14 protein-coding genes, 1 tRNA gene, 1 other RNA gene and 2 pseudogenes are annotated in these 11,606 nt (G+C 35.1%); 9 read left to right on the top strand and 9 right to left on the bottom strand.

Annotated features, from left to right (window positions below):
* Nucleotides 1-94 (bottom strand): glycosyl hydrolase 108 family protein (locus P618_RS08925; protein WP_420805303.1); only part of this gene is annotated, 94 nt, incomplete at its 3' end.
* A 318-nt stretch (nucleotides 95-412) separates the two neighbouring features.
* Here P618_RS08925 and ssrA point away from each other — a divergent pair.
* From ssrA to P618_RS08470, 3 genes and pseudogenes are all read left to right on the top strand, one after another.
* Nucleotides 413-791, top strand: a transfer-messenger RNA (tmRNA) gene (ssrA, locus tag P618_RS06225).
* A gap of 1 nt (nucleotide 792) precedes the next feature.
* Complete coding sequence (locus P618_RS00120; protein WP_084024529.1) at nucleotides 793-1,245, top strand: ClpXP protease specificity-enhancing factor SspB; 453 nt, start codon at nucleotides 793-795, stop codon at nucleotides 1,243-1,245.
* 72 nt (nucleotides 1,246-1,317) lie between these two features.
* Nucleotides 1,318-1,474, top strand: a pseudogene (locus P618_RS08470) (IS5/IS1182 family transposase); the annotation flags it as partial.
* A 340-nt stretch (nucleotides 1,475-1,814) separates the two neighbouring features.
* On the opposite strand, the gene P618_RS00115 reads toward P618_RS08470, so the two are convergent.
* Together P618_RS00115 and P618_RS08920 are read right to left on the bottom strand one after the other, a co-directional pair.
* Nucleotides 1,815-2,015: a hypothetical protein gene (locus P618_RS00115; protein WP_021828040.1), complete on the bottom strand. Its 201-nt coding sequence runs from the start codon at nucleotides 2,013-2,015 to the stop codon at nucleotides 1,815-1,817.
* Nucleotides 2,016-2,227: 212 nt separating this feature from the next.
* Nucleotides 2,228-2,377, bottom strand: coding sequence for a transposase (locus tag P618_RS08920; RefSeq protein ID WP_021828041.1), 150 nt, complete (start codon nucleotides 2,375-2,377; stop codon nucleotides 2,228-2,230).
* Nucleotides 2,378-3,169: 792 nt separating this feature from the next.
* On the opposite strand from P618_RS08920, the gene P618_RS00105 reads away from it, so the two are divergent.
* Both P618_RS00105 and P618_RS00100 read left to right on the top strand, forming a co-directional pair.
* Nucleotides 3,170-4,018: an acetyl-CoA carboxylase carboxyltransferase subunit beta gene (locus P618_RS00105; RefSeq protein WP_024160958.1), complete on the top strand. Its 849-nt coding sequence runs from the start codon at nucleotides 3,170-3,172 to the stop codon at nucleotides 4,016-4,018.
* A gap of 371 nt (nucleotides 4,019-4,389) precedes the next feature.
* Nucleotides 4,390-4,668 (top strand): hypothetical protein, encoded by a 279-nt coding sequence (locus P618_RS00100; RefSeq protein WP_021828044.1) that lies wholly within the window; start codon nucleotides 4,390-4,392, stop codon nucleotides 4,666-4,668.
* 82 nt (nucleotides 4,669-4,750) lie between these two features.
* On the opposite strand, the gene P618_RS00095 is transcribed toward P618_RS00100, so the two are convergent.
* Entirely contained in the window at nucleotides 4,751-5,134 is a 384-nt protein-coding gene (locus P618_RS00095) for a nuclear transport factor 2 family protein (protein WP_024160957.1), read from the bottom strand.
* A gap of 220 nt (nucleotides 5,135-5,354) precedes the next feature.
* Here P618_RS00095 and P618_RS07040 point away from each other — a divergent pair.
* Nucleotides 5,355-5,627, top strand: a pseudogene (locus P618_RS07040) (MarR family winged helix-turn-helix transcriptional regulator); the annotation flags it as partial.
* Between the two features lie 244 nt (nucleotides 5,628-5,871).
* On the opposite strand, the gene P618_RS00085 reads toward P618_RS07040, so the two are convergent.
* The 3 genes from P618_RS00085 to P618_RS00075 form a co-directional block, all read right to left on the bottom strand.
* Nucleotides 5,872-6,186: a histidine phosphatase family protein gene (locus P618_RS00085; protein WP_156918914.1), complete on the bottom strand. Its 315-nt coding sequence runs from the start codon at nucleotides 6,184-6,186 to the stop codon at nucleotides 5,872-5,874.
* Nucleotides 6,187-6,238: 52 nt separating this feature from the next.
* Nucleotides 6,239-6,832 carry a hypothetical protein gene (locus P618_RS00080; RefSeq protein WP_156918913.1) on the bottom strand — a complete coding sequence of 198 codons (594 nt, stop codon included), beginning with the start codon at nucleotides 6,830-6,832 and terminating at the stop codon, nucleotides 6,239-6,241.
* A gap of 825 nt (nucleotides 6,833-7,657) precedes the next feature.
* Nucleotides 7,658-7,730: transfer RNA gene (locus tag P618_RS00075), tRNA-Ala, on the bottom strand.
* Nucleotides 7,731-8,253: 523 nt separating this feature from the next.
* Between P618_RS00075 and P618_RS00070 the strand changes: the two genes are divergently transcribed.
* Together P618_RS00070 and P618_RS07505 are read left to right on the top strand one after the other, a co-directional pair.
* Entirely contained in the window at nucleotides 8,254-8,523 is a 270-nt protein-coding gene (locus P618_RS00070) for a DUF167 domain-containing protein (RefSeq protein WP_021828051.1), read from the top strand.
* A gap of 298 nt (nucleotides 8,524-8,821) precedes the next feature.
* Complete coding sequence (locus P618_RS07505) at nucleotides 8,822-8,992, top strand: hypothetical protein (RefSeq protein WP_021828052.1); 171 nt, start codon at nucleotides 8,822-8,824, stop codon at nucleotides 8,990-8,992.
* Between the two features lie 449 nt (nucleotides 8,993-9,441).
* On the opposite strand, the gene P618_RS07500 is transcribed toward P618_RS07505, so the two are convergent.
* The gene (locus tag P618_RS07500) at nucleotides 9,442-9,579 is read right to left on the bottom strand and encodes a hypothetical protein (RefSeq protein WP_024160955.1); all 138 of its coding nucleotides are present in this window, start codon (nucleotides 9,577-9,579) and stop codon (nucleotides 9,442-9,444) included.
* Nucleotides 9,580-9,656: 77 nt separating this feature from the next.
* Nucleotides 9,657-9,803: a lipoprotein gene (locus P618_RS07495; protein ID WP_021828053.1), complete on the bottom strand. Its 147-nt coding sequence runs from the start codon at nucleotides 9,801-9,803 to the stop codon at nucleotides 9,657-9,659.
* Between the two features lie 63 nt (nucleotides 9,804-9,866).
* Here P618_RS07495 and P618_RS00065 point away from each other — a divergent pair, with 63 nt between their 5' ends.
* Complete coding sequence (locus P618_RS00065; protein ID WP_021828054.1) at nucleotides 9,867-10,574, top strand: TlpA family protein disulfide reductase; 708 nt, start codon at nucleotides 9,867-9,869, stop codon at nucleotides 10,572-10,574.
* Nucleotides 10,575-11,606: the final 1,032 nt, after the last annotated feature.

The following is an 11,606-nucleotide window of genomic DNA, read 5'->3' as shown; positions in this document are numbered from 1 at the left end:
AAATACGTTTTGAGATTCCAAATTTAGTTTCGCCACCATCATTATCGGGATCGTCGCTGTAGCCGCCTTCATGAGCTAATAAAGCTAACGGCATGTTCAAAGTACTCATCGCTCAAAGTTTTAGGTTTATTTGACATGGTTGAGTATTGCCTCCAATTCGTTGATTTCTTCATGAATGGCAATAAGACGCTCTTTCAACCGAAAGACTTTTTCTGCCAAATGTTGGTTTTTCTAAAACCATTCCTCCTGCATCATAACCCGTGAATCAACTGTATTTATAATTTATCGCAGAAATCGTAAATATAAAAAAAATGACTCCGCATGAAAAAGAAAGAGAATTTTTTTGAAAATTAGACAGAAATTTACGCACTAAATCTAATTTAATGTTTGATAGGTTGTGTAGAAAAGCTTGGCTATTGCTCTTAACTATAAAATATGCTAAAGTGAAAACGCCATTTGGCTATAACGATAAACACTGTGGGAAGTAAACGTTGCGGACCCGGGGGCAGAGCCCGGCGCCTCCACCTAAAGAGATTTTTTCTTTTTGCATGGGGGCGAATTAGGATCGACGTGCGTTAAAACGTATAGTTTTCGTTCATCATGGTACCGATGTTTTGGGCCGTCAATATAAATGCGAATTTTGATAACGCATTTGGCAAAATTTCTGTAAAGAATGCCGCAAACGGTAGACTTTCAGATAGTGTACGGCATGCTGTAGCAGCTTAAGGCGCTCCGGTAAGTAAACACTGAGCCAGCGGTTTTGGGAGCACCGAGCAACAGAAAGCTCCCAAAATGAGAGAGGAGATAATGCAATATCATCTATGGGTTGAAGAGGGAAAATACAGCGTTGTTCGAAAAGCACTTCAGCGTCTTGCAAAAGAAACAAAAGCACCTCCACAGCTTTATTTTACTTTTGATCCCAGAGTTTCTGGGGTACAAATGGACAAAATGTTGTGCGCTAAATATGCAGAAGAAATGACTATTTTACTCCATGATCAGTTCTGGAATTTAAGAATTAAAGAAGATCTGTTTTCTGTAGAGCTTGCTTTTGATGATCAGCAATATCTTATCGTCGTTCCATTTAGGTCTCTTCGATCTTTTATTGATCCAGATGCAAAATTTGCTCTTCAGTTTTATCCCCCAAAAGAAGAGATTCTCACTCAGTTGGAATTGGATCAAGAAAGAAATTCAAAAGTTATTATTTTGGATCGATTTAGAAAAAATTCATCTGAATCTTTGGAATAGTATTATTCGTGTGTCCGAATGTATTTTTGATACATAGTAACAAAATCATGACACTTATAGCGTCTTTAAAACATTCGCGAATACCGTACATACGTTCACATTAGCCAAATAACTATAGCATCCAGTGAAAGTGCCGCATACGATTACACTTAAGTGGATAAAATATACGCTGATTAAACATCTGGATTTTGCTCTACCCGGTCGCAAAGCGTTGCTTAGAAGAGATATGGGACTATAGCTAACCAGTTGTATAATATCGCGTAAAAGAAGTACATTGATTTATGAAGCAATTCTGAAAATGTGCTTGGCCTTAGGCAATTCTTATTGAGTGATTAAGATCAGGAGAATAAAGAGACAAATAGAGCAAAAATTTTCAGAGCTTTATAATATTTCTGCATATCTGTGTCTTTGTGAAGGCGTTATCCATCACGATAACAGAGTATTTCCATATTGGATAGTATAACTTTCTCAACCCAAGCTGTAAAAATTTTTATGTTAACGCAGAAAATCAATCCAAAAGCGTCAACTTTATCATCACTCTATACTCTCATTATTCTACCTTTAGCTTTTTAATCGTGCTTTCCAGAACTTCGCTCCCCTTTCAATGTATGTCCACGCCTTCTTAGTATGTCAAGTGCAAAGCCACGTTCATCTATGTAAATTATTAATTTATCTTCTTTTTCCGGTTTTTCAATGTTTTGGAAAAATGTAAATCTTTTTTTTGGATCGGCTTTTTTATGTTTTAGGATTTTTTGATATGTTATCGACAATCTCTCTATTGCACCAGTAATTCCAAATTTGCTTGCACGTAATCTTTTTGCTCATTCATACCCATACGAATCTGGATATTTTGTACTATAATAATTTAGCATGATAATGGGATTTGAAAAAATGCGACAACAGCTTCGTAAAGTTTATCAAACTGATTAATTTAGTTCGTAACCCATCTTTTCATATGAGCCCAAAATTTCTCTATTGGATTTCAATCGGGTGAGTATGGCGGTAAAAAGATCACTTGACAACCTACAAATTCGATCAACTCTTTCGTTCTTTGTGATTTATGAAATTCAGTATTATCCATTATTATAATTTGCTCAGGTTTTAATTTCTTAATCCATACCTTTTTACCCAAGCTTCAAATAATTTTGTATGACAAGAACCTTTAAATACCATATTTGTCCGCTGCTAATAGTTACCGCTCTTTTTGGCAGCAAACTTTTTTCCCTTTCTGCCCCATCCTGCGTTCTGCACAAATGGTCATCTCAATACCGATTTCATTAATATATACAAGACTTTCTGACGATATGCCTTTTATAGTTTCTTTATATAGCTTTCATTTTTCTTGGCTTGCTTGCACGTGGGTAGAGGTTTTTTTATAGTTAAAGCTTAGCTTCTTTAATCGTAGATACACAAAAATACTAGCATTAAATAGTTTTGCTATCTCTTCTATTTTTTTATCTTCATTGGCCTTTGACATAAATCCTTAGCTTTTCTGAGCCTATTTTACTTTTGCTGCCTAAACGTGACCTGCTTCTTGGTACCTAATTCACCACCTAAATATCTTGGATGTCGTGTTTTGAGTGTTATCAAGCTTAATATATTCTATTACTCTCTTCCTTAGATCTAAGCTGTAGTGTTTTTTTGTCATTTTCTTTTAAAAATAACATCTCATTGTCCCATTTTTATGCTAAATTACTATAGAGAATGTATTTCTTCACCTAAACGAGCTGGAGAGGACTTTCAACGCAATTGCGCGAAAAATACTTCTTCATTTCTTGCTACTGTTCAAATTAGATTCTTTTTACTTTTGTTGAATGTCTTGTTGCGACACTATATAAATTTTAGAATTTAAAATTAGGCAACACGTATACAAAAAAGAAATATTTTGTCATAATTAGGGCAAGTTTTATTTTATTTAATGCTGATGAGTTGGCTTACTGATTTTATCCCTCCTCGTATTCGTAATTTAATGTCGAAAAGAGAAGTTCCAGAGCATTTGTGGGTCAAATGTATGTCTTGCGAAACTATGATCTTGACTTCAGATTTTGAAAAATCTCTGTGTGTTTGCTTACAGTGTCATCATCACGGATTGTGGTCTCCTAAATTGCGTTATGCCGCTCTTTTTGATGAAGGGGAGTACGTAACGATAGATTCGGTTCGATTGCGAGAAGATCCATTACAATTTCGTGATCAAAAAAGGTATACAGATCGACTTAAGGATGCTCGCTTTAAAACGGAGCAATCAGAAGCTGTTTTGTTGGCTTATGGAAATATAGTGAATCATTTAGCTGTCGTGGCGTGCTTTAACTTTAATTTTATTGGAGGATCTATGGGGATGGGGGTAGGAGAAATTTTGATTCAAGGAGCTTATTGTGCGTTACATCACAAAAAACCTTATATTATTTTTTCTTCTTCTGGGGGAGCTCGTATGCAGGAAGGAATTCTCTCTTTGATCCAAATGCCTAGAACGGTTTTAGCGCTGACACAATTGCGAGAAAACGCAATTCCTTTTATTTCTGTACTGACACATCCAACAACCGGAGGAGTAGCAGCGTCTTTTGCATCTTTGGGAGATATTACGCTTGCAGAACCTAAAGCAGTCATAGGATTTACAGGAGCCCGCGTCATTCAGGAAACTACGCGACAGCCGCTTCCATCTGGATTCCAAACTTCAGAATTTCAAAAAGATCGTGGATTTATTGATCATATCGTGCATCGAACAAAAATGCGAGATACCTTAGGAAAAATTTTAGATTTGTTTGATCCGTCCTAATAGGCCCTTAGGGAAGATTTTTCACATTAACTTTATGTTATGCATAGCGAAAATTAGGATAAATTTTTGTGGCCTACTTTTGTAGGTATCAGATGTTATTTTGAACCAACACAAACGAAATCTATCCCTTTCTTAACATCTATATAGTAAAATTAAGTTGAGTTTTACTAAGGAGCGCCCCCTCAATTAAGTTGATTTTTTTTCGATATTTTTGAGAATTCAAAGGAAACGCGAATTAAATGAGAAATTATGCGTTGCGGAATGATGTTCAGTCCCAACTTGTTGATGCGCCAAAGCTTTGCCTGAAGATGTTATGAACTTGAGTCATTTTATAGAAATACGATTGCAAGCACAATTAAGGCTATCATTTGATGACGCCAAATACAATGAAAGCTATGTTGCATCCTGTGGGTTTTGGCTACTCAGTTCCATGCCATTTATCTTGCACATCATGGATAAAGGATGAGTGCTGGGTATCTGGTTCTGTACCTGTTGATTCATTATGGAAGCAAGAAGAAAACTTGGCTAGACCACTCTTTATCTTAAGATTTCAAGCATTTATCCAAGTATCAAAAGCCCATAACCTACTTCCGAATTTACGCAAGTCAACTGAACAAATACTAGAAAAGACTTATGAAAAAATGGGATGATGCCAGATCAATCGATTTATATCTAGCGTTTCAAAATTAAAACTCTAAGCGGGATGTGTTATTCTTTGGGGTTTTGACTTTATCACTTACTATCGTCTTCAAAAATCTCGTTTTTCTTTTCTTGAAAAGGGCTGGCGTCATAAAATAACTCGATTTTAGAGATGAGTCTACCTTTGAATTCCATCAGCACCGCTGCCCTGAACTTACCAATAGGGGCTGGAACGACCATATCATAGGCGAACATGATCTGGTCGTGGCTTGCAAAACGTGACCCGATTTTGATGTCTTGCAATATGCTACCAAAGTGTTTCGCAGCTGTGATGATCGGCTCTTTTCCCTGCATTTTTGCAAGAGGCCCTATAAAATGCACATTGTCATCTAGGTAACTTGCCATCTTATCAAAGTCTTTGGCAAGCATGGCATTGTAATAGTTCTCAGCAAGGTTCAAATTATCAGTTGTGTTCATATCAAACTCCCATTATGGTATAACCATGCTGATAATGTATTATAAGGACACTGATATTTCAAAAGATAAAGAGGTAGGTGTTAAAAATTTGCTTGGGTATAAATTGAAAAAAACCCAGCATGCTTTGCGCCTTCAGATGGATGAAGCTTTAAGAACTCTTGATCTCACTACACCGCAATATGAAGTACTGGCTTAATTAGAACTAAAACCCGGAGCGTCTAATGCTGCACTTGCAAGGTCAGCTTTTATAACTGCTCAAACCATGCACGGCATTGTCTCTAATTTAGAAAAGCGAGGGCTTGTAGAGCGTAAAAGCGATGCTTCCCATGGTAGAATTTTGTGTACAGAATTGACGGATCAAGGGCACAAAGTTGTCGTCCAAGCCCATGATATGATACGTGCTGTTGAATCACGCATGCTTGCTACAGTAAGTAGAGAACATAAAGTGCTTCTAGAAAAACTATTGCTTGAATGTTTCAATAATTTGCAGTAACGAGATGTTGTTCCCCTAAATCGAGCCTCGATTGAATATTTGGATTATTCATAATCATACAAATTTCTCTCTTCAGATAAAGGATAAATAGCCCATGGATGAGTTGGATGTGCAGGTGGCTGATGAAAAATGGGCTCAGCATTACCAAGATCAATCATTAGAAAACCTAGGATCGCTTGCACACCCCAATAAACACCCCCATGAGATACAATTAAAACAGGGCCTTTGTGTTGTAATGCCTTTTCTAGTCCTGGCTTAATTCTTGATGAAAAGTTAGCGTAACCTTTCGCTCCTTTGATATCTGCTCCGTTTCGCCAACCATTAATCCATAAACCGTTGTCTTTGAGTTGACCTTATTTTTCGCCTCAGCATGCTTCTTGTAACGCAGTAATTTCGATGATAGAAGCCTTTTGTGCTGGACAATGATATCTGCCGTTTTGCGAGCTCTACGTAAAGGAGAGCTCACAATCGTTGCTATAGGTTCGTTTTTTAGCAATTCTGCTGCATTTAAACCTTGGGAAACGCCTCGATCATTGAGAAGAGTATTTTGGCTGCCCATGGCTCTATGCTCAAAGTCTAAGGAAATAAAAAAGGTTTGAGAGGTAGTCCTTTCATGACTCACTCCCGTAAGTTTGACTGTAGCCCGGTAATTTTTCTTGCAATATCTGCCATGCTTTTTCCCAAGTTTCTTTGTTTAATAATTGAGGGGCAGTAGCCTTAGGGCGCAATCTGAAATAAGACAATTCAAACCCCCATTCGATCCCACCAATACAATGGATATATTTTTTCTGATGGTCCACTTTTACGGCAAATGCATGACCTTTCCAGAAACGAAGAGGCCTATTGAACAAGGAATAAGTCCATAAAGGCGCATCATAGAAATCCTGCTCATATGTATAAAATGGGTAGGTGGAGCCAGAGCTATCTATGTTTCTTGCGTCGATGAATGTTCTCCACTCTGGATCTTTTGAATCTGTATAAACAATATGAATCCAAGCGTTATGAGGCTGGCTGGCTTGAATATGAATAGAAGGGAAGTAAGGATTTAAATAATTTGGTTTAGAGTTTTCTACCAAATAAACATCAAAATTATTACCTCCACCGACATCTAGCTTGAAATGCAGTTTTCTGTCATCGCTATGGATGCATGTATGGATATTTGTATCTCCGGAATAGTTAACATCAGGTGATTTCCAAGTGCCCAACCAGATTGTCTGAAAACAAATCAGGGTTATCAATATAGCGAAAATCAGCTTAACTGTCTTGGTACCATGCCTTATCATCCTAAAACCTTCTTCATGTAATAGCGCTTATGGTCTTTGGGGCAGTCGTTTAAAACACCAAAGACCTCATAGCCATGTTTGATCTAAAAGTCTTTCGCCTGAAAATCAAAGGTATCGAGGTAAATTAGCCTGATCTTCATTGATTTTGCTTATTTCTTGATAGTTTGCAGCAAAATACTTCCCAAATTTTGTTTTTTCTTGTCTTCATCTATAAAAAGCATGCTTATAAAGAGACATTCCCCTAGATAAAAACAACTCTACAACCAATAAACCATCAAAGCAATCGCTTTATTATTTAATAAACCCACTACAATATTAGTTTTTTTCGTAATATTTACCGCTTTTTATCAACAAGTTTTTTATTTTTTTGCTTCATTCTCTATCTTTTTAAATGGTTAGCTTTATCCCGTTTTCATAAAGGTATACAGGACTTTCAGCTGATATACCTTTTATCGCTTCTTGGTGTGTATTTCGTTTTTCTTTACTTGCTTTTCTACCTAGGTGGAAACTTTTTTATAACTAAAGTATACGCGCCTTAACCTATACCGCGCACCACTAGAACTCATACCAAATTCACGATTTAGACAAAATATACGATATACCGTATTGTAATTCGATTGTTTTTACTATATGACACAACGCCTTCAAATTTTATAGGCGCCATTCACTCGGCTTCAATTTTCGTTGAGCTTAATTGAGGACGGGGCCTAATAAAAAGTAAAATAAATTAAATTAATGTAACAAACGTGGAGCCAGGCGGAATCGAACCGCCAACCTTTACAATGCCATTGTAACGCTCTTCCAGCTGAGCTATGACCCCTTAGGCCTAATTTTACGTATTTTATTTTATAAATCAACAGACCTGATGTGCAAGTCGGTGTTCTAGTCCTTAAAACTATCTTTTTCCTTTAATTCCTATGCAAATTTATTTTTAACGTGCACAATTTTTCTATGAAAGTTACGATTCGTCAAAGATTTTAAGATATTCTTTGTATTTAATACTGAAATTAATTTACTGTAATTCTGATAAAGAAAGAATAAATTTATTAGTCAAATTACTTTTAATACTTCAAAATGTTTACATTATGTATATCCTAAATGCTATTTGTTCTATTTTTCCTTGTTTATCAAGTAATTACCTCATTTTTTCTCGTCCTTCTTGCTTTAAAGTTTGTTCTTTTTATGAGTCGAGTGAACATGTATTTTTTTCATATCAATAATTTGCAAAAGATCAACAATCACATTTTTTATTTTGTGATGTATTTTTGAGTGATGACTAAAAATTGTAAATGCTGTAGTATCATTTACACTGTACGATAAATTAAATTTATTAATAAAATTTTATGAAAGATGATTTAACTATACTCCATGTTAAAGTTATTACGAAATCAAAGTTTGAAAGAGTAAAAAAAGAATTTATGTTTGATGGATCTATTTTATACAAAATTTATGTGAACGCAGCTCCTGAACAGGGGAGAGCAAATAAAGCAGTCATCAGCCTCTTATCTAAAGAGCTCGGAATTTCTAAATCCTTTTTTAAAATTATTTCTGGAGAAAAGTATCGCGAAAAATATGTTAAAATTCTTTGTCCTCTTGATCTTAATAGAAGTTAAATATTAAATTTTCTTACCGCTAAATCGTAAAACACGCTTAGGGACAGCGATGTAAAAAAAATAAAGAGACATAAAGTTGAGGTTTGCAAATAATGTAAAGAACGACACTCAGTCATCAAAGGTAGAGAATCTTTGCTATACGATGTTAAAATGTTCTCCTAGAAAATAGCACTTATCTTCTTAAAGATCAACTCGATTGACTATAGAACATCAAGCTCAACAGTATCTCCGGTATTGTGAATCTTGAAAATGGATAAAAGAAGCTTCAAAAAAAATTGGGCTAAAAAAATTCAAAAAAATGAGCGTACTACCACTTAACGCAGGAGCTCTGTTAAAGATTCCGCGTTATAGTAAGCAAACTATTTTCAGTACGCAGACCGTTGTTCGAGATGTGTCATGGGGAATGGAAGAGGTTTTATCAGTACCTCTTCATTGTTTTAAAGCATGCCAGATTCCTTGTGAAGGATGAGATCTGTCTCTTAGGATAAAATCACGAAGAGGCATTGATTCACGTTATGGCCTAGCGCTTCTATCAACGCTTTCCACGAGCGTATTTCATGTTATTTTTTGTTCAAATTTAATCCCGCTTTTTATACCTCCCTTAACACTTAGACGGAGTTTTTCAGGGGTAAAATTTCCTTAGCCTTGATGTTTAAATACGTTTGGCAGAAACTAAGCGCATGAGTCATAGCGTTGATCTTATGGGTACAGAATCTTTATACATCTTTTAATCAAATTAATATGATTTAGATGTAATATGATCGCAATTTAAATTTAATTTAAGAATTTTCACGTAATATTAAAATTTTTACTTTCCTATTCAAAAAATGATATGCCCACAAAAAAGATTCTATCTTTGATATGCTTATTTAAAAAATAAAAGCAATCTATATTCGGTGATCACTTCATTTCCATGTTTTAATCTGAGGCAGGAGAGTGGTCTCCCCCCCCCTTAGAAGGCTGGAGGTAATAACAAAAGCTCATTAAATCGGACTCGTCAATAGTGAGTACAATATTAAAATTTCTATAAAAATCCAAATCAATAATATTAGTCATCTTTCTAGGAAATGATTTGATTTTTTTATTCTATTCTAAAAATTTTAAAATAAAATTATTAGAAAACGATTTGATTTTTATTTACCTTTACTTGGAGGATAAGAGCGCGGATAATCGTCTTTTGTCTTTGGATGCAAACTTCCTTTCATTCCACACCCTGCGAGTAAAATCGCGCAAATTATTTTAATTTTCCATAAAAGCACTGTGATGTTTTTTTTTTGCATACATCTACTTGAAATTATCTTTATTTCATGATACATTAAGTAAATAAAAAATAAAAGTTAGTAATGAAAAAAATAAACAAAAAAATGTTTAAAGTTTCTATTTTTTCTGTTTTTTTTATGTTTTTTGTTTCTGAGTATGCAAGAGGGAGCGAAAATTTTACAAAAGATATAGAACAAGAGTTAAGCGAGCTTCCAGATGCTTTAGTTCCAGAGCCTCTGCCAAAAAAATCTCCAGCTAAAAAATTAAAGCAAAAAACTGATGTGACACATCCTTTGTATTCGGAACTACGTTTTTCTCTTATGACGAATAAAGTTGCTTTAAGTTTGGAAAAATATTCTTGCAAACAGCCTGTTTTATTGATATTTTGGGGATCTTTTTGTGGTCCATGTTTAAGAGAATTTCCGAGCTTGGAACGTTTAGCAAAAAAAATTCCACGTTTAAAAATAGTGTGTGTTTCAATAGATGGTCCAAATGAAATAAGTTCTGAGTTACCTTTATTTTATTTAAATCAAGGAAAAAAGCCTAGGGATAATCAAAATTTTTTGGACTATCACCATATTGATAGTGTTCCAGCTTTTTTCTTGTTTAGTCCCACGAGAAAAGTACTTTGGAAAGGTGTTGGCGCCAAAGAATGGGATAGTCCGTCTACGCTCGATCAGTTAAAATCTTTTTTACAGACACCTAAAAAGACACATCGCCCCGGTCTTCCAAAACATAAGCGCAGTAAAAAAATTTCGTACCGCAAACGTTATAAAAAGAAAGATTTGTGATCGTATAAATTTTTTTTAATCAACCGTTTTTGTGCATCGGTATGAGTCATAGGCGGGCTTTAGAAAAATCAAGAATTGTTCATAGGCTTTTCTGTGCAAATTAACGTTTATTCTTCAAAAATTGTTCTTTTTCTTCGCATTCCTTAATCTGTGTTTACGTTCATCGCTGCGATCATCAAGCTTTCAGTCGATAAGAGATACCCCGTCAACAGCTCTCCAGATCCATAAAGTGTTTTTGTAACTTGATATATAGTAATTTAGCTTGAAAATGGGATAAGGAGATGCTTTTTTAAGAGAAAATGACAAAGAAACACTACAGCTTAGATTTAAAGGAAAAAGTAATAAAATATATTAAGCGTGATAACAATCAAAACACGACATCCAAGAAGTAGCGTAAGTAGGTGGTGGATCGGGTACCAAGAAAACAGAGGCCAAAAGCTACACCATGCTTAGGCAGAAAAGGCAAAATAGACCTAGAAAAGCTAAAGATTTATGTCGAAAGCCAATGAAGATAAAAAAATAGCAAAGATAGCAAAACTATTTAATGCTAGTATTTTTGTGTATCAACGATTAAAAGAAGCTAGGATTTAACTATAAAAAAAAGCTTTTACTTGCTTGCAAGCAAGCCAAAAACAATGAAAGCGATATAAACCGTCAGAAAGTTTTATATATAGTATTGATGAAAGCGGTATTGAGATGACCATTTGTGCAGAACGCAGGATAGGGCAGAAAAGGGAAAAAGCGTGCTGCCAAAAAAAGCGATAACTATTATCAGCGGACAAATATTATAGCTGGGCATGTTAATCGTAAATCGATAGCACCTTGTGTTTAGTTCCTTACAAGTTACACCATAACTGATGTTACGCAGCAATAGTTGATTTCTGCTTGAAATAATCATATTTTTCGTCTGTAAGTTTTTAAGGACAAAAAATGAAACTGGATCTTCTTGATATTTATAGCAACTATTTGATAAGTCAAAATCACTATGCAACATCGACTGGTTTAGCCAATATGTTTCAAGGCGAAATTAGC

Source organism: Holospora obtusa F1 (genome assembly GCF_000469665.2).
Lineage (GTDB): Bacteria > Pseudomonadota > Alphaproteobacteria > Holosporales > Holosporaceae > Holospora > Holospora obtusa.
This window is presented reverse-complemented; position numbering and strand designations above follow the sequence as displayed.